The organism is Klebsiella sp. P1CD1 (assembly GCF_003790505.1).
Lineage (GTDB): Bacteria > Pseudomonadota > Gammaproteobacteria > Enterobacterales > Enterobacteriaceae > Klebsiella > Klebsiella variicola.
On sequence record NZ_CP033631.1, the window covers coordinates 2,911,205 to 2,932,211 of the forward strand.

Genomic DNA, 21,007 nt, shown 5'->3' on the forward strand with positions numbered 1-21,007 from the left:
TAGTCCTGCAACTCAGCCCATAACCGAGGGGTCCTTAGTTATGGGCTGAGTTGCGTCAGGTAGACGGCTGGGTAAAAGTGGAGCAGGGTGAACATTGTTGTTGCAAAAATGTGAACGCTTCAGTAGCCTTGTCTCTTTCGGAGACAGGAAATGCTCGTCACTGATTCACTTCTTGCTTACACCCTCGCTGCCACACTGCTTACCCTGACGCCAGGTCTTGATACTGCTCTTATCCTCCGCACGGCGACCGCTGAAGGGGGACGCAAAGCCTTACATGCCGCGTTAGGCATTGATCTTGGATGCTTTATCTGGGGCGCGCTGGTGGCCTTTGGTTTAGGTGCGCTACTGGCGGTTTCTGAGTTGGCTTATACCTTATTGAAATGGTGCGGAGCAGGATACCTTTGCTGGCTGGGCATCCAGTTGCTCCTGCGCCCACGCCAGCAATTTAACACCCACCCGGCCGAATCAGATTCCACGAGTAACTGGTTCCTGCGTGGGATGCTGGGAAATGTGCTTAACCCCAAAATGGGCGTCTTCTACGTTTCGTTTTTGCCCCAGTTTATCCCCGCCGGGCATTCACCCGTCAGCTGGACCTTTCTCCTGGTCACCATCCATGTATTGATTGGGACGCTGTGGTCATTAACGCTGATTACCGCCACTCGCTATGCCGCCGGCATCCTGAAAAAACCAGCCGTGGTGAAATGGATGGACCGGACAACCGGCTGCCTGTTTCTGCTATTTGCCGCGAAGCTGGCCATGAGCCGCCGGTAGTCACGCAGGGGCGTATGCCCCTGTTTTTGTCTTAAAAAATGAGCAACCCGTGGAGTACTACTCAGTGCTGTAACGATCGGGCTCGAACGTACGTTTAGCCAGTTTCTTTTGCAAAACGATGACAATAATTGGGGTTCCTGATGCGGTAATTGCACATACCGCCAACAGCGTGTCCATATTTTGTAGCGCCATGCGATGGTCGGGTAACAAAAAAGCAGACAGGAAAAATGCGGCAGTCGTCATCAGATACATCATGGATGTCTGTAATGAAGAGAATCCCGCTCGTTGGTTGTTATCAGGAAACTGAATCGTCACCGCCGACGATGACACCAGACGACTGTAAGCTGCGCCGAGAAATAACGTAATAAATAGCGCCGGATACGGATAGCCCAGGAGGGGTATCAGCAAGCTCAGGATAAAAACGAGGGTCGACCCGGTCGCCAAACTCAAAGCAGAAAAACGAGAGGTTAATGCGCCTGTCATTCTGGTAGACAGATACCCCGCCAGACCCCCGCCGAAGAACAACCAGGGCAGCAGACCTTGAGAAGCCCCCAACAGCTGCGTCATTAATGGCGCCAGGACAGGAATGATCAGCATTGGACTAAACTGTACCAGCGCATTACCGGAAGCAAACAGTAAAGTATCTACATCGAGGGGCAGCGCGTGGGATGTGTCGAAAGTGACGGGATCCTGAGGGATGATGGAGACGATCAGCGGCAATGCCAACCAACACAGTGTGCAGATTAACCACAACGCGACATGCCAACCGTAATGAGTACACAAAAATAATACAGCGGGCATCCCCACGATGCTGACCATCGAAAATGACGCAATCACCGTCGCCAACATTTTTCCGCGCGAGTCAGCCGGCGTGTGGTTTATCAAAATAGTGATCCCCACCCCCATTGTCGTACCGCCAACCAGTCCTGCGAAAAAGCGCAATGTAAGAAGAAGAGGGAAACTGGTGGTCAATGTCGTCAACAGTGTCGCCATGGCTAGCAGTACCATATTAGCGATTAAAAAACGTTTCTTATTGCAACGGTCAACCCAGTAAAAGGCGATAATTCCCGACAGGACGGCTCCAGATGTGTACATACCGGATACATAGCCTGAGAAGGTGACGGGAACAGCGAAATCTGCAGCCATAAATGTAAAAACAGGGCTGAACATCATATATTCCAGCGCATTAGTAAACTGGACAAAAGCGATTACCATAGCAATCCGAATGAGCGTCTTTTGATTAAATGTTGTGGCGACCAGTGGCATAGCAAGCGACCTGTGGATGAAAGATATCCTAGCTTAACTGCTATCAAACTTGTCGATTAGATGGTAAAAATGGCACTCATTATTATCATATGTGGGATAGTTGATGCGGCCAGTTCTTGACTTTAATGCGCTGAAAATCTTCATTGCTGTGGTGGAAAGAGACAGTTTTGTCGGGGCATCGAAAGCCCTGGAAATGCCGACATCAAATGTGAGCCGTTGCATTTCTCAGTTAGAAGACAAACTGAACCTTCAGCTCATTGAGCGCAGTACCCGACATATGAAACTCACACAGGCGGGGCATCTACTCTATACCCGGGCGAAGCCATTACTGGAAGCACTTGAGCAAACTGAAACCGAATTAACGTTGCGACAAATGCAATTCAAGGGGCCATTACGTATCTGTATTCCCAATGAAATCGGTCCTGTATTGCTGGGCTCTGTTGTTGCTGATTTCGCCTGTCAGCATCCGGACCTGGAGATAAGTTGCGTCACAAATTTGTCGGGTTATGAATCCCTGCGAGATGATCTGGATTTAGCTGTCATTGTTAGCCGTGGTCAGATGGATGACAGTGACTACATCGCCCGTCATCTGGTGACGATCCCTTGCACCATCGTTGCGGCCCCCTCCGTCATCCAGCGTTATGGCACGCCTTCTCGAATACAGCAATTTGAAGAGTTACCCTGTATTACAACGGTGAATGCGCTTAAAGGCGCTCCCTGGCAGTTTGTGAATAAAAAGGGCGGATTCGAGACGATCAAGGTTAACGGTCGTTATCGGGTCAACAGCGGAGAGATGGCAGGGCGGGCGGCCATCTCAGGTGTCGGTTTTGCCATCCTGTCGAAACAAGCCTGCCAACCCTATATTGATGATGGGCGGTTAATCGAGATTGAATTTGAACAATCGGCAGCCCCCTTGCAATTGTTCGCTCTGTATTCAGATCGGCGTTACTTGCCGGCAAAAACAAGAGCGCTTATTGATTTCATGCATCAGAGATTGAGTCATTAACAAGAGGCCATCTTCAGCGCGCCAGGGAGGCGCTGTTCTATTCAGCCGGCCGGCTCAAGCAACAAATCTCTGAGATAGCCCTCCAGCAGGGAGGCACAAATTCGCGTTTCATACGACATCATCCCAGCTGGTGGATGGAGCAACCAGGCACTAAATGGCGGGATCGGATAGTGGCTTAAGAGGGGGATGAGCGCGCCGTCTGCCATTTCTTTTCTGCAAACCGGACTTTGCAAAACACCAATGGCATGTCCAGCTAATAACCAGGAGAGGACACTCCGCCAGTGCGTGGACTGAAATTGAATATTGACGGGAACATTAATGAGTTGATCTTCGGAAGCGATCAATTGAATGCGATTACTGGCGAATACACCGGAAACAGCAGCAAATGGATAATCTGTCAGCGCTTCCGGCGTGTCAGGATGACCCATTTTCGCCAGCAGAGCCGGAGAGGCCACTAGCACTCTGCGCACGGCGCCAAGCGGACGTGCGACAAAAAAGCCTTCGGAGACATCACCTAACCTCAGTGATAAATCGACCCCCTCGGTGACGGGATCGATGACGCGGTCGTTAAAAATGACATCGACCTGCAGCTCCGGATGCTCGTTCTGAAGCTGCAACAATGCAGGCATCAGCAGGCTTTCTCCGGCGGAATAGGGCGCGGCAATACGGATTTTGCCTTGCAGCCCCTGATTTTCCTCATTCACAGAAAGAGCATGCTCTGCCGCCTGAACGGCCGTTTTGCTTCGCTCATAAAACACGTTACCGCTGTGCGTTAGAGACATGTTACGCGTGTTGCGCCTAAGCAAACGTGTCCCAAGATGTGCTTCCAGTTTTTCTATTCTTTCACTCACGGCGGGCTGGCCAATGCCGAGATCGCGGGCTGCAGCCGACATGCTGCCCCGTTCAACCACCCTGATAAATATGCGCATTGCTGAGAAGAGATCCATTCACCAATTATATTGGCTTTACCGATAAATGTAAGTGGGGACAGGCATCTACTGCTTTCCTGCGAAATGATGAAAAATCCAGACTCAAGGCCTGAGCCAGGCTAAATTTCAATCTATTTAATTGATTTATTGGTGGAAAATAATGATGCCAGAGATAAAGCTTTTCATGTTCCAGTCAGGAACACAGCATTGTCGATATCAGCATATCCGGATGAATCAGGGCGTGGGAGAGCATTATCAGATCCCTGTTCCCTGGTTTCTGCTGACCCATCCGGATGGGTTTACGCTGATTGACGGCGGTCTGGCTGTCGAAGGATTGAAAGATCCCAGCGGTTATTGGGGAAGTACTGTAGAGCAGTTTAAACCGGTGATGTCAGAAGAACAGGGTTGCGTGGAACAACTTAAGAGGATTGGCATTGCTCCTGAGGATATCCGCTATGTGGTCCTGTCCCATTTGCACTCTGATCATACGGGAGCAATTGGTCGCTTCCCCCATGCTACGCATGTTGTCCAGAGGCAAGAGTATGAATATGCCTTTGCCCCTGACTGGTTTACTTCGGGAGCCTATTGCCGACGCGATTTCGATCGTCCCCAACTTAACTGGCTATTTCTGAACGGGTTGTCCGATGATCACTATGACCTTTACGGTGATGGCACGTTCCAATGTATTTTCACCCCAGGGCATTCACCGGGCCATCAATCTTTTCTTATCCGCTTACCGGGTGGTACAAATTTTACGCTAGCGATTGATGCGGCTTATACCTTAGATCATTACCATGAGAAGGCGCTCCCGGGGCTAATGACGTCTGCTACTGATGTCGCTCAGTCAGTGCGAAAGCTGCGTCAGCTTACCGAGCGATATCATGCGGTATTCATACCCGGCCACGATCCTGAAGAATGGAAAAAAAACAGGCTTGCGCCAGCCTGTTACTATTGAATCATTCCTCGCTGATCGCCAAAAAGCGTCTGTTAAGCAGGGCTGTCAGCTTATCTTGTTCGAAATGGCCCTGGTGATGGCCGGGGCCATTTCTGCGGGCAAGCTCAGGGCTTCACGTCCAGCACGACATGACTGAAGGTTTGATAGGTTTTTTCGTCCGGCGCGGGCGGGATGTTGGCTTTTTTCAGCGCGGACATCACCTGCGCGCAGAATGGCCGATCGCCGCTCTCGACCGTCGGATCCTGCACTGTCCCGTCACGCTGTAGCGTAAAGCGCACCGAGCATTTTTGCCCTTGCCAGGAGGCCGGCTGGTCTATGTTAGCGAAGATAGCCGCCTGGATCCGCGCCAGATAGCGTGAGGCATTGGCCTGGGGTGAAGTATCGGAACCCGTTTGATAATCGCGAAGTATCTTATCCACTTCAGCCGATATTTTAGCGTCTTCGGCGCTGTCCGGCGCAGAAGCACCACCCGAGCAGGCGGAAAGAAGTAAAGAGAGGGTGCAAACGAGCACAGCGTTGGTTTTCACGGACATGCTAAGCCTCCTTGCTGGTGGGGATACCGTCGTGTACGAGGCGGTTATCCTCTGTTATTCCGCGAAATTATTCAAACGCTGAATGCATGGCACGCGCTTTCAGTGACAGTGTCACTCATTTTTTACTTTCGTCGCGGGCGGTGATGCCTCCAGTCGCGAATAATGTCACCGTATAGCTGTTCTGCCTCCGCCAGTCGGCTGAGCAGGCAGTACTCGTCGGTTTGATGCGCCATCGACGGCTCGCCGGGGCCGAGAATAATACAGGGCGGATCGCCCAATGCAGGCAGCAGCAGCGAGGCGTCGGTAAAGTAGGGCACCACGCGCGGCGCAATCGGCTCAGCGTGCAGCGGCTGACAGCGTTGGTAAACCTGCTTAATCCACGCGTGATCCTCCCGGCTGAGGACGGCGGGCAGGTCGACCAGCGTGGAGACGGTGACGCTTTCGCCAAGCAGCGTCGTCAAGCGCTCCCGGATAGTGGCGTGCTGTAAATTGGGCGCGCTGCGGATATCGACATCAAAACGCGTGCGGTCCGGTACGGAATTAATATTGAGTCCGCCTTCTATGCGTCCGACGTTGAGGGTGGGTTGCTTCATTAGCGGATGCGGCGCGCCTGGCGAAAAATGCTGAATCTTACCCAACGCATCCGCCGCAAGATAGATAGCATTGATCCCCAGCTCCGGCATCGCGCCGTGGGCGGTTTTCCCCCGCGTTTCGCAGCGTAGCCAGAGCGCGCCTTTATGGCCGATAACCGGATAGTTGGCGGTGGGTTCACCGACGATCAGCGCGCCCACCTCCGGCAACGTTGCGGAGGCGATCAGCGCCCGCGCGCCGTCGCAGCCGGTCTCTTCTCCGCCGGTTATCAGCAATACCGCGCCGCGTCCGGCGAGGATCGCTTCCCGCTGATGAACGCAGGCGACGGCAAACGCCGCTATCGCCGCTTTCATATCGCTGGATCCGCGGCCATAAAGACGCCCGTCTTCCATCTGCGAGCCAAAAGGATCGTACTGCCAGCGGGCATTTCCCAGCGGGACGGTATCCAGATGTCCGGTAAAGGCCAGCGGTTTACCGCTCTTCGCCCCGGGCAGGCTGGCGATAAGATTGCAGCGTCCCTCGCCGAACGACGACAGCGAAACCTCAAAACCGCTATCGTCAAGCCAGTCGGCGAAGAACCGCATGCAGTCGGCTTCGCTGCCCGGCGGGTTAATGGTGTTAAAGCCCAGCAGCTGCCGGGCGAGCTCAAGGGTCGTGGTCATCAGCGGCGTTCCGTCAGCCAGTCGAGGCAGTTAATCCATAGCTGGCGATAGCCGGGCCATTTGGCAAACTCTTCCGGCAGCCAGTGCGCCGACATGTCGCTGGTCCACACCAGCGAGCGACCCTGCTGATATTCGCGCACAGCCAGCAGCGGATGACCGGTACCGGCCACGGTTGCCAGCAGTTTGCCTTCCGGGTGCATTTCAACTTCGTTATAGCCCAGCAGCCACGGCCATTCGCCCGGAATATCGTTAAACAGGGGGTGAGATTCCGTCACTTCGGCATAGCAGCCTTCCGGGGTTTCAATGCGATCGTCCCAGGCCAGGCAGCGTACCGGCAGCACTTTCTCCACCGCGGTATGGCGGTAGCGCGCGCCGCCGTTGATTCCCTGGAAGCTGTAATAGCCGCCGATCATCATCAGCGCCCCCCCGCCGGCCACGTAATCATGCAGGAGCGTTAAACGGTTGGCGGTTCGGCGGCTCTTCAGCCAGGTGTCCGGATGCAGCAGCAGCGTATTGGCGCCAATGTCCGAGAGAATAATCGCATCCCACTCCTGCAGCGCTTCCAGCGTCAGCGGAAAGTCGGTCGCCGCCGCGTGGGCGGGCATATAGGTAATGGCATAGGGACTGTCGGCGAGCGCGGCCAGAAAGTCCGTTGCGCCGGTGTGCCAGGTGGCGGTGGCAAACTGGTCGAAGCCTTTAACGTGCGTTGACGTGCTGGTCCAGGACTCACCGACCAGTAAGATTTTTTTCTGCATGATGACGTTTCCTTTTATCCGCCAAAGACCCGCTGGGGGTTTTCAATCATTAAGGTTTCAAGTTGTTCGCCGCTGACGCCGTGGCGCCGCAGACGGGGAACAAAATGCTTGAGTATGTAGCCATAACCGTGGCCGCCGTAGCGGGTGAGCATGGTTTTCAGGAAGACGTCCTGCGACAGCAGAATTTGCTGGATGTAGCCGTCGTCAATCAGCTCGCGGATCGCGCGGGCGTTCTCCTCGTCGGAGGGCGACTGCGCCGACTCGTCGGCGTAGTAATAGCTCATGCCAATCATGTCGTATTCGAGAAACGCCCCGCGCTGCGCCAGTTCGCGCTGGTAGCGCTTATCGGCAAAGCTGGGATTCATATGGCACAGCACGGTATGGCGTAAATCGGCGCCTTCCTGCTCGAGAATATCCAGCACCCGATGGCCCAGCCGCTCCCAGCCGGGCAGATGGACCTCGATCGGCACGCCGGTCGCGGCGCTGGCCCGACCCGCAGCGCGCAGGGATTTCTCCTCATCCGGCGTAAAGCGGCTGGAGATACCGATTTCGCCGATGAGCCCGGCGAGCACCTCCGGTTTCTCCTCCGCGCCGCCAAGATCGTAAATCAGCCGTTCGGTCAGCTGTTCGACGCTGCTGATTTTTACCCACTCAGGGTGCGAAGCTTCCAGATAGAGCCCGGTACCCATAATGATGTTCAGACCGGTCAGACGCGCGATGCGCGCCAGCGCTTTCGGATCGCGGCCAATGCCGATATTGGTCGGGTCGACCACCGTTTCTCCGCCAAGGGCTCGATATTTAGTCAGCTCGTCAATCGCAACGTCGACATCAAACAGCTGACAGTTATCGCGGCTCATCAGCGGGTTAAGCGACAGTTCGCCAAGGTTTTCCATTTTCACCGGCATTTCGGCAAGATGGCGATCGCTGCAGCAGCAGGGCGGCACCCATTTGCCGGAGGCATCCAGCAGAATATGCTCATGCATCAGAGTAACGCCCATTTCGTTAATCGGTAGTGGGCCAAGCACAGTCATTACATAACCGCTGCTGACGCCAACCGGCAGCGGGGAGGGATGGCGAAAAATTGATCCTTTCATCAGCTATCCTTTTGCCGCGGAGCGCGTCGGGTTGAGAATGCGGGTGTTCAGCCAGATAGCCAGCAGGATAATGGTGCCGGTGGCTATCTGGGTGTAAAACGGCGAAATATGCGACAGGATCAGCCCGTTCTGAATGACCGCAATCGACAGCGCGCCCAGCAGCGTGCCAATAATAGTCCCGAAGCCGCCAAACAGACTGGTGCTGCCTAGCACAACGGCAGCAATGACCTGCAGTTCAAAGCCTTCGCCCTGGTTGGAAGAGCCGCTGCCGAGGCGTGCGGTAATGATCATCCCCGCCAGCGCGGCGGCCATTCCGCTGATGATATAGACCTTCATGGTCACCGCTTTGGTGTTAATGCCGCTGCGCCGCGCGCCTTCGGCGTTGGCGCCGATAGCGGTCACGTAGCGGCCAAAGCGCATATGGTTGAGAACGATATGTCCGATCACCAGTATCATCATGCCGATCAGCGCGGGCATGGGGATACCAACTACCCACGCGCGTCCGATAAAGGTAAACAGGCTGTCAGCCGGTACCGGAATCGAGTAGCCCTGGGTGACCAGCAGCGCGATGCCGCGAACTACGGCCAGGGTGGCGAGCGTGACGATGAACGCCGGAATGCCTTCATAGGCAATAAAGAAGCCGTTGATGGCGCCAACGAATCCGCCGAGCAGCAGGCCGCCAAGGAGGACCACCGGCCACGGCAGACCCCAGCTATTCAGGGCGATAGCGGAGAGTGCGCCGACCAGCGCCAGGGTGGAGCCCACCGACAGATCGATACCGCCGGTGGTAATGACCAGGGTCATTGCCGTCGCGACGATCAGCAGCGGGGCGCTCTGACGGATAATGTTGAGCCAGTTGGTGCCGGTGAGAAAGTTGCTGGTGATCAGCGAAAACACCACGCAGCAGAAGACGAAAAAGAGCGCGATGCTGACCACGCCTGAGTGGTTATGCAGCAGGCGGCGCGGCAGCGAATGCTGGATCATGCGGGAGCTGCTTAAGTTCATGATACTCATCCTGTTACCTCAATGTGCTGCCGCAGAGCGGGCGGTGAATTTTTCGCCCACAATCAGGTTAACGATATCGCTCAGGCTGGTGTCGGACACCCGTCTGTCGGCGACGTTAGTACCCTCATACATCACCATGATCCGGTCGCAGACCAGGAACAGGTCCTGCAGGCGGTGGGTAATCAGAATCACGCTCGCCCCGCGAGCGGAAACGCGGCGAATGAGCTCCAGAACCGCTTCAACTTCCGCGACGGCCAGCGCGGCGGTGGGTTCATCCATAATCAGCACTTTCGGGTCAAAGGCCGCGGCGCGGGCGATGGCTATAGCCTGGCGCTGGCCGCCGGAGAGATTTCGCACCAGCAGGTGAGTATCCGGAATGGAGATCCCGAGCCCTTTAAGCATCTCTCTGGCATCGGCGTGCATTTTGGCCTCGTCGAGAAAGGGGATGCCGAGGACCGATTTCATCGGCTCACGGCCCATAAACAGATTGCCCGCGACGTCGACCGTGTCGCAGAGCGACAGATCCTGGTAGACCATCTCGATATGGCAACGGCGCGAATCGGCCGGATTCGTAAACTGTTGCTGTTCACCGTCGATACGAATCGTGCCGCTGGAGGGGATCACCGCGCCAGAGAGCACTTTGGTCAGGGTGGATTTCCCCGCACCGTTATCGCCCACTAAGCCCAGCACTTCGCCCGGGGCCAGCTCAAGGTTGACTCCGCGCAATGAGCGTATCGACCCGTAGGTCTTGGTGATATTGATCATCTCTACCCTTGGCGGGGTAGTTTGTGGCTGCTGCATCTGATAACTCCCATCGCTGTGGCCGGGAAAATGTTCGCCATCCTGCGGGAGGGACTCTATCCGACACGGTTTACAATCTAGTAAACCGGTTTACCTGCGGAATAGAGCACTCGCCAGGGCAGTCAGGACAAACGCTATGTAAGATATTTGTTCGCCAGTAAGCACATTGCAGCATCCGTGCCAGGGCAGGAACCACACAGCAGCCCTGTAACTTAACCATATGTATTCAATACACTTAATTGAATACAATCCGGTAAACCGGTTTACTGATTATAGTGAATAAATTGTTAATTGATCGTTTTTTGCGCCAAAAGCGGGCACTTTTGCGCCATTTTGGGACGGGCTTAACAGATCTTGATCGAGTCGCGGCCAATCCATTCAACCGGCAGGCGGGTTTCCGCAGGGATGTCCGGATCGTCGTTTAGCAGGCGCATCATGATGTTCACCGCGGTACGGCCCAGTTCGCGGGCGGGCTGACGGATAGTGGAGATCCGCGGCTGGGTAAAATCGGCGTAGTTGGCGTCATCGAAGCCGACTAACGAAAGCGCCTCCGGCGCCTGGAGCCCGCTGGCGCGCAAGCCATCGAGCAGGCCGAGCACCAGATAGTCGCTGGCCGCGAAGACGGCGGTGGGGCGAACCGGTTGGCTGAACAGGTACCGCAGCGCCTGCTGGCCAAACTCGCGCTGGTAGTCGCCATACATCACCCATTCGGGCGGCCAGCTCAGGCCCGCTTGCTCCATCGCGGTGCAAAAGCCCTGATAGCGCTCACGGACGCTCATCAGCTTGTCCGGGCCACCGACGAAAGCGATATGGCGATGCCCGGCGGCGATCAGTTTTTCGGTGGCGATCCGCCCGCCCTGGACGTTATCGGCAAACACTTTCGGTACCTTACTGCCGGGAATATCTTCATCCAGCAGGACAATGCGTTCGTGACGCTGGACTTCCTTGCGCAGCAGGCCATTATCGGGGCGGTTGGTGGTGAACAGCAGACCGTCGACCTGGCAGGTATCCAGCCAGCGAATGAACTGGCACTCTTTTTCCGGGTTGTTGCGGGTGATACACAGCACCAGGCTGTAGCCGCTGGCAGAAGCAGCCTCTTCGGCAGCGTCGGCCAGTTCGGCAAAGAAGGGGTTGGTAATATCGGGAAGCACCAGGCCAAGCGTTTCGCTGCCGCCTTTGCTAAGACGACGTGCCAGGCTATTGCCGCGATAGTCCAGTTCGCGAATGGCGGTTTCGATGCGGTCGATGGTGTCCTGCGGCAGCACAATACTGTTGTTCATATAGCGCGACAGGGTCGCCTTCGACAGCCCCGCCAGCTTTGCCACATCGGATAACAATACGCGTTTTATACTCATTTCCTGCGCCATTTCTGCCAGAATCGGCTATCTGTAACATAGTTAAGCGCGGTGGATACAGCAATTTCTCTGCGAACAATCACCAAAAATAAATGCTTGACAAATTTTAATCAGCAGAGAATTGTATAGGCAGTTTACCGCATCATCCGGGAAGTCATTCCCAACCCCGTTTAAGTTATTCCAGTCGCGCACCGACACGGACCGGTTGCCGGGATGACATTAAGCAGGTATCCGCCGAACGTTCAATGATTGTTCTGGCGATATAGACGATATTTGCCCGCCAAAAAAATAATCCTTCTGCGTTCGCATGCGGCGCGGAACTCTGCTGGCTATCAACTATTCCCGACGAGGATACTGATGATGTTATTTCACACCGGAAAACTGCGTTTCCTTGCTGTCGCCACGACCATGCTGGCATCAATGAGTTTTATTTCTGCCGCCAGCGCTGCCGGTCCGACTTATGCGCTGGTACAAATCAACCAACAGGCGCTGTTCTTTAATCTGATGAATAAAGGCGCACAGGATGCGGCCAAAGCCAGTGGCAAGGATTTAGTTATTTTTAACTCTAACGATAATCCCGTGGCGCAAAACGACGCGATAGAAAACTATATTCAGCAAGGCGTTAAAGGCATTCTGGTTGCTGCTATCGACGTTAACGGGATCATGCCAGCGGTTAAAGAAGCCGCCGCCGCAAACATTCCGGTGATTGCGATTGATGCCGTATTACCGGCCGGGCCACAGGCAGCTCAGGTCGGCGTTGATAATATTGAAGGCGGCAGAATTATTGGTCAATACTTCGTGGACTACGTGCAGAAAGAGATGGGCGGCCAGGCGCGACTGGGTATTGTCGGCGCGCTGAATTCGGCCATTCAGAACCAGCGGCAGAAAGGGTTCGAAGAGACGCTGAAAAGCAATCCGAAGATTACTATCGCTAACGTGGTCGACGGGCAGAATGTGCAGGATAAAGCGATGACCGCGGCGGAAAACCTGATCACCGGTAATCCGGATCTGACAGCGATTTATGCCACCGGCGAACCCGCGCTGCTCGGCGCTATCGCCGCCGTGGAAAACCAGGGGCGGCAGAAGGATATTAAAGTCTTTGGCTGGGATCTGACGGCGAAGGCGATTTCCGGTATTGACGGCGGCTACGTCACCGCCGTACTGCAGCAGGACCCGGAAAAGATGGGCGCAGAAGCCCTGAATGCGCTGAACAGCATCACGTCGGGTAAAACCGTGCCGAAAACCATTCTGGTTCCGGCGACGGTGGTAACCAAAGCGAACGTCGATTCATACCGTCCACTGTTTAAGTAGGTCAGCGCGCGCCGCCCGTGGTTAACAGGGCGGCGAGCTCATGGCTGCCGGGAAACGCGCTGAGCGTTCCCCGGCGGCTAACGGTAATGGCGGCAGCGCGACTGGCGTGCGCCAGCGCCAGCGCATCCGGCGCGACGCCGCGCAGCAGGGCGGAAGCCAACATGACGGCGAGGAACGTGTCGCCCGCGCCGGTAGTATCAAGCGCCTCGGCGGGCACGGCGGGACAAAACTGACGCTGGCCCTCCTGGACCAGCCAGGCGCCTGCGGCACCCTGGGTAATCACTAAGGTTTTCACCCCGTATGGCTGGAGCAGCTCGGCCTCGGATTCATTGACCACCGCGATGTCGATGAGCGGCCACAGATGGCAAAAGTCAGGATTGACAGGTGAGGGGTTGAATACCGTCGTCATGCCGCGGCTTCTGGCGTACTGGAACAGCGCCCGCGTTTTATCGAGGGAGAAATTGCCCTGCTGTAGCAGAATATCGCCAGCGACGGCATCCGCCATATGCGGAATAATTTCATCCAGGCTGAATGTATCGGCCGCCGCCGTAGTGGTAATGATGGCGTTGTCGCCATCAGCGCTATTTAAAATAATCGAGGTATCGCTATGTTGATTGAAATGGCCGTCGGGTAGTAGCGTCAGTGGTTCATTTTTTATCTGCTGGCGGATCCACGCGCCGTTGCTGTCATTTCCCGTGGCGGCAATTAAACGCGTCTCTATTCCGCAGCGGGATAATATAATCGCCTGGTTCGCGCCTTTACCGCCGATATCCTGCGACACTTTAACGCCGTGAATGGAGGCTCCTTTTTTCGGTATATCCGGAATGGACCAGGTTTCATCTACGGTAATATTACCAGTAACGTAAACACGCATAGTGTTCCCTTAACAGGATGGATAAGATGGTTGCTATCTCAGCAGAAAAAACGAACGCAATACAAGCTATTTTTTCACGAAGCAAGGCTGTTATTGGTGTTATTCATTGCGACCCATTTCCTGGCTCGCCAAAATATCGAGGAAAATCAGTCTCTGATATTGTTGAACGTGCACTTCGCGATGCTGAAAATTATATTTCAGGCGGTGTTCATGGTCTGATTATTGAAAACCATGGCGATATTCCTTTCTCTAAACCTGAGGATATCGGCCATGAAACCTCAGCGCTGATGGCGGTCATTACCGAGAAAGTTCGTGAACGTTTTGCTGTGCCGCTGGGCATTAACGTTCTGGCTAACGCGGCGATCCCGGCAATGGCGATCGCCCTGGCGGGAGGCGCCGATTTCGTCCGCGTAAACCAGTGGGCCAACGCCTATATCGCCAACGAAGGATTTATAGAAGGGGCGGCCGCTAAGGCGCTGCGCTACCGCAGTATGCTGCGCGCTGAACATATTCGCGTTTTTGCCGATAGCCACGTTAAGCACGGTAGCCATGCCATTGTCGCCGATCGTTCGATTCAGGAACTGACGCGCGATGTCGATTTCTTCGAGGCTGACGCGGTGATCGCCACCGGCCAGCGTACGGGCGATAGCGCCACGATGGCGGAAATTGACGAGATCCGCGCGGCGACGGAACTACCGCTCCTGGTGGGCTCCGGGGTGACACCGGCTAACGTGAAGCAGATCCTCGGGCGGACTCAGGGGGTCATTGTGGCCAGTACAATGAAGGTCGATGGCGTCTGGTGGAACGATGTTGAGCTGGCCCGGGTGAAGCATTTTATGTCGGTCGCGCAGGCCGCGCTGGAGGAAGCTTAATGGAAGCGTTTAGCGAACGCCTGCTGCGCGAACATCAACCGGCGTGGCAGGCGATGCAGCAGCACCCGTTTGTGACTGATATCGAACAGGATCGTCTGCCGACAGTCGTCTTCAACCGCTATCTGGTGTTTGAGGGCAACTTTGTCGCGACGGCAATCGCGATTGTTGCCCTCGGGGTCAGCAAAGCGCCGGGTATTCAACAACAGCGCTGGCTGATTGGCGTGCTGAATGCCCTGGTTGATATACAGATCGCGTGGTTTGAACAGGTGTTGTCAGCGCGGCAGATCGATCCCGCTGAGTACCCGGATGATTTGCCCGGGGTACGGCGCTTTCGCGACGGTATGCTGCGGACCGCCCGCGAGGGCAGCTATGAGCAGATTGTGACCCTGATGTTCGGTGCGGAATGGATGTACTATTTCTGGTGCCGACGGGCGAGCGAACATTATCAGAGCGATGCTGATTTACGACGCTGGATGGAAATGCACGCGGAGGACGAATTTTATCAGCAGGCTCTCTGGCTAAAAAACGAACTCGACCGCTGCGCCATGGCGCTGAGTGAAGACGAAAAGCAGGCGTTATCGGCGCTTTACGGCGAGGTGCTGCAGTGGGAAATTGATTTCCATCACGCGGCGTACGAGGAGTAGCCGCGAGGTGAATCACAGGGGGCGCCGGACGCGGCGTCTCCTGAATACGGGTTATATCTCGACGTTCTGCGTCTTGTTGGCGAAACTTAGCATTACCGTTAATGCCGATTCTTATTTCACATTTTTATCTTAATAAAGTCGGAGGGTTAATTTAGCTGCCTTCTGACTCTTTTGAGAGAAATAATGGCGGTAGAGAGTTTATATTATTTTATTTGGAGCCTGTAGCTCGGGGGGCTCTTTTTTTCTTTTCCTCCCCCTGAAGTAAAAGCTATTTTCAGAAATAGATATAAATTATCCATCGTTACTCGACGGCGGCTCTCCCCCTACAATGGACTTTAATTGCCAGATATTTAACAAAAACCAGGCCAAGGAAAAGGGATGAAACGAAGCATTTATTCACAGAACAGTTTATTGCGCATCAGTCTGCTTTCCGCGCTAACGCTTACTGCCAGCTTCACCACTCACGCACAGGATAAACCTGTCGCGGGTGGTGTGCTGACGGTCGCTCTGGGCAGCGATACCCCGATTATTGACCCCTCTATTACCGCTTATTCTGTCACCGCTCTGGTTACGCGTAACGTGGTGGATTCTTTGGTCGGCCAGGCAGAAGATAACAGCTTTACACCATGGCTGGCGGAACGCTGGGAAATTAAAAACAATAACCGCGAATACACCTTCCATCTTCGCAAGGATGTGACTTTTAGTGATGGCACGAAACTGGATGCTGCGGCGGTAAAATATAACTTTGAACGCATACTCGATCCGAAAACCACCTCCAGTTACTCCAAATCGTTGTTGGGGCCGATTGACGCGATCACTACGCCAGATGAGTACACCGTGGTGATCCGCTATAAAACGCCTTTCGCACCGCTGCTGCAGGGGCTGAGCTTGCCGTATCTCGGTATTCAGTCACCGGCTTATCTGCAGAAAACGGCGAATACCAGCAATACCGTGGTCGGTTCTGGTCCCTTTATCCTCGAATCGTTTGTCAAAGGCAGCGGGAGTAAACTCAGCAAGCGCGCCGATTACAACTGGGGCCCGGGCTATGCCACCCACAAAGGCCCGGCATGGCTGGATAAGATCGAATTTAAGTACCTGCCGGAATCAGCGGTGCGGCTTGGCGCGCTGAATAGCGGGCAGGTACAGGTGATCGATGCCATTCCGCCGGTGAATTATGCGCAGGTAAAAAATAATCCAAAGCTGGATGTGATCACCAGGGAAAACCCTGGCGTTCCACGCGTCCTTTATTTGAATAGCGACACAGGGATCTTCAGCGACCTGAAAGTGCGGCAGGCCTTCCAGAGCGCCATCGATCGCACTACTGCCGTTAAAGCCGCGTTCTTTGGCATCCTGAAACCTGCCGACAATATTCTTGGACCCGCTACGCTGGATTACGATCCGGCCATTGCCAGCCAGTGGGGGTTTGATCTGCAAAAAGCCCGCCGTCTTCTGGATGAAGCCGGCTGGCAGCAAACCGATGGAGAAGGCTACCGGGTCAAGGAGGGTAAACGCCTTACTGTGCAATTTACCTACTCTTCAAACGATGTCGAAGCCGCTGACGTGACGCTGTTCCAGGCAATTCAATACCAGGTAAAACAAGCCGGTTTTGAACTGAAACTCGATCCGGTGGATTCAGGCATTCTCAGCAGTCGCACGGCGGCTAACCAGTACGACATTATCTCGAACTATTTTGTTCGCCCGGAGCCGGACATCCTGCGTACCGTTTTCCATTCCAATTATATTCCGCCGAAGGGGAACAACTTCAGCCGCGTTAAAGCGCTGGATAGCCAACTGGAAACCGCTGTCGGTGCCAGCGAAGCCGAGCGTAAACGCATCTACTATGCCATCCAGCACCAGATTATCGATCAGGCCTGGGCGGTGCCAATTTACATCCCGGCATATCAGTTAGGGAAAGCCAAACAGGTGCAGGGCATTAGCTGGGCCACGAACGCGAAGCCGAATTTCTATGATGTCTGGATCCAACGCTAAGCTGCTGGCAGCAGGCAAGCGCTTGCTGACCATTTTCGCCGTGCTGTGGGGTGCGGCAACGCTGACCTTTGTTGCGGTAAAACTGATCCCCGGCGATCCTGTGGCAATTCTGATAGGCAGCGCCAACAGCGTTGTGGATGATAGTTTTCGCGAGACACTGACCCGCCAGTTCGGCCTGGATAAGCCACTGTGGTGGCAATATTTGCGCTACTGTGGCGAGGCGCTGACGGGCAACCTTGGCGTGAGTTATCAGTATCGCCAGCCTGTTGTGCAGGTGATTAGCGCAGCGTTGAAAGAGACGGTGCCGCTGGCCGTCAGCGCCCTGGCGCTGGCACTGGTACTGGCGGTATTTAACGCATTACTGACAGCCGGACGTCATCCGCGTCTGCGGTCTCTGCTTGCCGGGTTGGAGCTGATGCTGCTTAGCACACCGGTGTACTGGATCGGCATCGTGTTGTTGAGCATTTTCAGTTTCAAACTGCAATGGTTTCCGGTGACCGGTAACGATGGCTGGATCGCCCTTGTGCTGCCGGTGGTGACGCTCAGCCTGCCGCTGGCTGCGACACTCAGCCAGGTGCTGCGTGATGGGCTGGAGGAGGCGCTTTCGCAGCCGTTCGCCATGACCGTGCGTACGCGAGGGGTGAGTGAAACTGCGCTGCGCTTACGGCATGCGTTGCGCCATGCCTCGCTGGCGGTGTCGACGCTGACGGGGACGCTGCTGGCCAGCGTATTAGGCGGCTCAATTCTGACCGAAACAGTATTTGGTCGGGCGGGGCTGGGGCAAATCACTCTCGGTGCGATTGAGAACCGAGACATGCCCCTGGTGCTGGGGGTGGTGATGTTCTCCGCGCTGTTGTTTGTGGTGATTAACCTGCTGATTGATACCCTTTATTTACTGATCGATCCCCGTCTACGTCTGCGAGGGCATGCTGATGAGTGATCTTTTACTGCGGGTGGCCCGCCGCGACGGGGGGCGCTATCGTAACCCGTGGCTGGCGCCGGGTACCAGCATTCCGTTGTTACTGGTGCTACTGCTCGTGGTGGCGGTGTTTTTTCCATCGCTATTCACGCCGTACACCCCCGAACAGATGGATTTCAGCGCGATTTTGCAGCCGCCGGACCTCAGACACTGGTTCGGTACTGACCAGTTGGGGCGTGATGTGTTTACCCGCGTGGTGTATGGCACCTCGCTGTCGCTGAGCATTGGGGTCGGCGCGACCCTGATTGCCAGCGCGGGCGGTATTGTGCTGGGGACACTGGCAGGTCTTGCGCCCAGGGCGGTACGGCAGTTACTCGTACGGCTACTGGACATTATGCTGGCGTTCCCCGATTTGCTGTTGGCGCTGCTGGCTATCACGGTGTTGGGGCGTGGGCCAGAGAATACCCTGCTGGCGGTCGGACTGGCCGGCATTGCTGGCTATGCCAGGCTGGTGCGCGCGCAAGTGTTGCAGGTCAGGTTATCGGGGTATGTGCAGCATGCGGTGGCGTTGGGAGAGCCGCCAATGGTGATTATTTTGCGCCATATTGTGCCCAATACGCTGCGCCCGCTGCTGGTACTGGCAACGGTGGGGATAGGGTATTCCATATTATCCGCCTCGGCCCTCAGTTTCCTTGGACTTGGGGTGACTCCGCCGACGGCGGAGTGGGGCGCATTGCTCTCTGAGGGACGTAATTTTCTCGATAGCGCCCCATGGGTCAGCCTGCTGCCCGCCAGCGTTGTCGCGCTGTCGGTGATTGCCATTACGCTGCTGGGCCGACGTGTTCAAACCCTTATTGCCAAAGGCGGGATCGCATGACTTCAGAGACCTTCCAGCAACCGCTGTTACAGGTGGCGCAACTGAGCGTCAGCTTCCCCTCGCCGCAGGGGCTGATTGAGGCGGTTAACGCCTTATCGTTTGACGTGCATGCCGGTGAAGTCCTGGCTTTGGTAGGCGAGTCCGGTTCGGGTAAATCCGTCACGGCCCGGACGCTAGTCGGGCTGGCGGGGGCAGGGGCGGCTGTTCGCGCCGAGTCCCTGATATTGCATGGGCACGATGGCCTGTCGCAGAATTTACTGGCGTGCGATGCCCGCCGTTGGCAGCAACTACGCGGGCGCGAAATTGGTTTTGTTTTGCAGGATGCACTGACCTCGCTTGACCCGCTGCGCCGGATTGGTCAGGAAGTCGCGGAGCCGTTGTTGACGCACCGCCTGGAACGGGGGGCGGCAGTTCGCGAACGCGTGGCGGAGCTGTTAACGCAAACCGGCATCCCCGATCCGCATAACCGGATGGCGCAGTACGCACATGAACTCTCCGGTGGCTTGCGCCAACGAGCGCTCATCGCGTCGGCGCTGGCAGCGGGGCCGCGATTACTCATTGCCGATGAACCTACTACCGCGCTGGACGCCACCGTACAAAAACAAGTTTTGAATGTATTCAGGGCCCTGGCGGATGCCGGGCATGGCGTGCTGCTGATCACCCATGATTTATCGGTGGTGGCGGATATTGCCGACCGTGTGGTGGTGATGCGGCAGGGCAAAGCAGTGGAGAGCGGCAAGGTGCGACAGGTGCTGCATGCGCCGCAACACCCTTATACCCGCCGTCTGCTGGCGGCCATTCCCTCTGCCGGTACGCGTGGGACGTGGTTAACAGGAAACGATCCGCTGGGTCAAACGGTAGTGCGGGAGAACATCAGTACTGACAGCACCACACCCGTGCTGGCTGCCGATAACGTATCACTGGCGTATGTTCTGCCGGATGGCCGTCGCTTGCAGGCCGTCAATCAGGTGACGTTAGAGGTCGCGCAGGGCGAAACGCTGGGCATTGTGGGCGAATCCGGTAGCGGGAAGACCACGCTAGGCAAACTGGCGCTGGCGCTGCAGGCACCGCAACAGGGCGAGATCCTTCTCGCTGGGCAACCATGGAGCAGGCTGACAGAACGTCAGCGGCAGCCGTTGCGGTCGCGTATCCAGACGATTGTGCAGGATCCGCTGGGTTCATTTAATCCGCAATATAACGTGGCGCAATTGCTGCAACAGCCTCTGCGCCTGCATACGACGCTCACAGCCGCGGACCGGTTGTCACGTGCGCAGGCGTTGCTGGCGCTGGTTGGTTTAAGTCCTGATCTGCTGACGCGACGTCCGGCCACGCTTTCCGGTGGGCAGCGGCAACGTATCGCCATCGCCCAGGCCCTGGCCTGCGAGCCGGATATTCTGATTTGCGACGAGCCGGTGTCGGCGCTGGATGTCACCACCCAGGCGCAAGTGTTGGATTTGCTGGTAGCGCTGCAACGCCGTTTGCATCTGTCAATGCTGTTTATCTCTCATGATCTGGGCGTGGTGCAGCATATGAGTCATCGTATTGCAGTGATGAAAGACGGCGAGGTCGTCGAAAGCGGCAGTGTGGATCAAATTTTTCGGGCGCCACGCCACCCGTGGACTCGACAATTGTTATCAGCTGTTGGGCAGACGCCGTTGCGATATAACTGAGCAGTAAACGTTAAACACCGTTATCAGAAATGGGGTCAATGTTATTCAACGCTCTTATCATCTCCAGAGCCCATTCCAGGCGGTCTTGCGTGATAAAGGGCAGGGAAGAGGCACTGGCCCGGCGCTCG

Annotated in this window: 19 protein-coding genes and 1 pseudogene; 10 read left to right on the plus strand and 10 right to left on the minus strand. The window is 55.7% G+C overall.

From position 1 onward, the window contains the following. Positions 1 to 150: 150 nt before the first annotated feature. Positions 151 to 771 carry a LysE family translocator gene (locus DTA24_RS14535; protein WP_016161052.1) on the plus strand — a complete coding sequence of 207 codons (621 nt, stop codon included), beginning with the start codon at positions 151 to 153 and terminating at the stop codon, positions 769 to 771. Positions 772 to 828: 57 nt separating this feature from the next. Here the strand turns inward: DTA24_RS14535 and DTA24_RS14540 are convergent, their stop codons facing one another. Beyond that, the gene (locus DTA24_RS14540; RefSeq protein WP_016161051.1) at positions 829 to 2,037 is read right to left on the minus strand and encodes an MFS transporter; all 1,209 of its coding nucleotides are present in this window, start codon (positions 2,035 to 2,037) and stop codon (positions 829 to 831) included. 103 nt (positions 2,038 to 2,140) lie between these two features. Here DTA24_RS14540 and DTA24_RS14545 point away from each other — a divergent pair, with 103 nt between their 5' ends. Beyond that, positions 2,141 to 3,043: a LysR family transcriptional regulator gene (locus DTA24_RS14545; RefSeq protein ID WP_004190055.1), complete on the plus strand. Its 903-nt coding sequence runs from the start codon at positions 2,141 to 2,143 to the stop codon at positions 3,041 to 3,043. A 41-nt stretch (positions 3,044 to 3,084) separates the two neighbouring features. On the opposite strand, the gene DTA24_RS14550 is transcribed toward DTA24_RS14545, so the two are convergent. After that, positions 3,085 to 3,972 (minus strand): LysR family transcriptional regulator, encoded by an 888-nt coding sequence (locus DTA24_RS14550; RefSeq protein WP_043875263.1) that lies wholly within the window; start codon positions 3,970 to 3,972, stop codon positions 3,085 to 3,087. A 160-nt stretch (positions 3,973 to 4,132) separates the two neighbouring features. Here DTA24_RS14550 and ahlK point away from each other — a divergent pair, with 160 nt between their 5' ends. Further along, positions 4,133 to 4,927: an N-acyl homoserine lactonase AhlK gene (ahlK, locus tag DTA24_RS14555; RefSeq protein WP_164481337.1), complete on the plus strand. Its 795-nt coding sequence runs from the start codon at positions 4,133 to 4,135 to the stop codon at positions 4,925 to 4,927. A 104-nt stretch (positions 4,928 to 5,031) separates the two neighbouring features. On the opposite strand, the gene tolA is transcribed toward ahlK, so the two are convergent. From tolA to DTA24_RS14590, 7 genes and pseudogenes are all read right to left on the minus strand, one after another. After that, positions 5,032 to 5,460 (minus strand): cell envelope integrity protein TolA, encoded by a 429-nt coding sequence (gene tolA / locus DTA24_RS14560; protein ID WP_008804864.1) that lies wholly within the window; start codon positions 5,458 to 5,460, stop codon positions 5,032 to 5,034. A 111-nt stretch (positions 5,461 to 5,571) separates the two neighbouring features. Then, positions 5,572 to 6,713 (minus strand): annotated as a pseudogene (locus DTA24_RS14565) (M20 family metallopeptidase). Then, a complete protein-coding gene (locus DTA24_RS14570; RefSeq protein WP_008804865.1) occupies positions 6,713 to 7,468 on the minus strand; it encodes a glutamine amidotransferase in 756 nt (251 codons plus the stop codon). Before DTA24_RS14570 ends, DTA24_RS14565 begins: the two are co-directional and overlap by 1 nt. A gap of 14 nt (positions 7,469 to 7,482) precedes the next feature. Next, positions 7,483 to 8,562 (minus strand): phosphotriesterase, encoded by a 1,080-nt coding sequence (locus DTA24_RS14575; protein WP_043875264.1) that lies wholly within the window; start codon positions 8,560 to 8,562, stop codon positions 7,483 to 7,485. 3 nt (positions 8,563 to 8,565) lie between these two features. Then, positions 8,566 to 9,567 carry an ABC transporter permease gene (locus DTA24_RS14580; protein WP_008804867.1) on the minus strand — a complete coding sequence of 334 codons (1,002 nt, stop codon included), beginning with the start codon at positions 9,565 to 9,567 and terminating at the stop codon, positions 8,566 to 8,568. An 18-nt stretch (positions 9,568 to 9,585) separates the two neighbouring features. Further along, the gene (locus DTA24_RS14585) at positions 9,586 to 10,332 is read right to left on the minus strand and encodes an ATP-binding cassette domain-containing protein (RefSeq protein ID WP_164481368.1); all 747 of its coding nucleotides are present in this window, start codon (positions 10,330 to 10,332) and stop codon (positions 9,586 to 9,588) included. Between the two features lie 380 nt (positions 10,333 to 10,712). Beyond that, on the minus strand, positions 10,713 to 11,735 hold the full coding sequence (locus DTA24_RS14590; RefSeq protein WP_004190069.1) for a LacI family DNA-binding transcriptional regulator: 1,023 nt from the start codon (positions 11,733 to 11,735) through the stop codon (positions 10,713 to 10,715). Between the two features lie 345 nt (positions 11,736 to 12,080). Here DTA24_RS14590 and DTA24_RS14595 point away from each other — a divergent pair, with 345 nt between their 5' ends. Further along, a complete protein-coding gene (locus DTA24_RS14595; protein WP_004176159.1) occupies positions 12,081 to 13,034 on the plus strand; it encodes a substrate-binding domain-containing protein in 954 nt (317 codons plus the stop codon). 1 nt (position 13,035) lies between these two features. Here the strand turns inward: DTA24_RS14595 and DTA24_RS14600 are convergent, their stop codons facing one another. Beyond that, the gene (locus DTA24_RS14600; RefSeq protein WP_032456053.1) at positions 13,036 to 13,908 is read right to left on the minus strand and encodes a PfkB family carbohydrate kinase; all 873 of its coding nucleotides are present in this window, start codon (positions 13,906 to 13,908) and stop codon (positions 13,036 to 13,038) included. A 26-nt stretch (positions 13,909 to 13,934) separates the two neighbouring features. On the opposite strand from DTA24_RS14600, the gene DTA24_RS14605 reads away from it, so the two are divergent. The 6 genes from DTA24_RS14605 (at position 13,935) to DTA24_RS14630 (ending at position 20,879) form a co-directional block, all read left to right on the plus strand. Further along, positions 13,935 to 14,780 (plus strand): BtpA/SgcQ family protein, encoded by an 846-nt coding sequence (locus tag DTA24_RS14605; RefSeq protein ID WP_004176161.1) that lies wholly within the window; start codon positions 13,935 to 13,937, stop codon positions 14,778 to 14,780. Continuing rightward, complete coding sequence (locus DTA24_RS14610; protein ID WP_043875266.1) at positions 14,780 to 15,424, plus strand: TenA family protein; 645 nt, start codon at positions 14,780 to 14,782, stop codon at positions 15,422 to 15,424. Before DTA24_RS14605 ends, DTA24_RS14610 begins: the two co-directional genes overlap by 1 nt. A 378-nt stretch (positions 15,425 to 15,802) precedes the next feature. After that, entirely contained in the window at positions 15,803 to 17,413 is a 1,611-nt protein-coding gene (locus DTA24_RS14615) for an ABC transporter substrate-binding protein (protein WP_032740652.1), read from the plus strand. Further along, positions 17,391 to 18,353: an ABC transporter permease gene (locus DTA24_RS14620; RefSeq protein WP_008804871.1), complete on the plus strand. Its 963-nt coding sequence runs from the start codon at positions 17,391 to 17,393 to the stop codon at positions 18,351 to 18,353. The genes DTA24_RS14615 and DTA24_RS14620 overlap by 23 nt, the downstream gene beginning before the upstream one ends. Further along, positions 18,346 to 19,209, plus strand: coding sequence for an ABC transporter permease (locus DTA24_RS14625; RefSeq protein ID WP_012968221.1), 864 nt, complete (start codon positions 18,346 to 18,348; stop codon positions 19,207 to 19,209). The genes DTA24_RS14620 and DTA24_RS14625 overlap by 8 nt, the downstream gene beginning before the upstream one ends. Then, the gene (locus DTA24_RS14630) at positions 19,206 to 20,879 is read left to right on the plus strand and encodes a dipeptide ABC transporter ATP-binding protein (RefSeq protein ID WP_012968222.1); all 1,674 of its coding nucleotides are present in this window, start codon (positions 19,206 to 19,208) and stop codon (positions 20,877 to 20,879) included. Before DTA24_RS14625 ends, DTA24_RS14630 begins: the two co-directional genes overlap by 4 nt. Positions 20,880 to 21,007 lie beyond the last annotated feature (128 nt).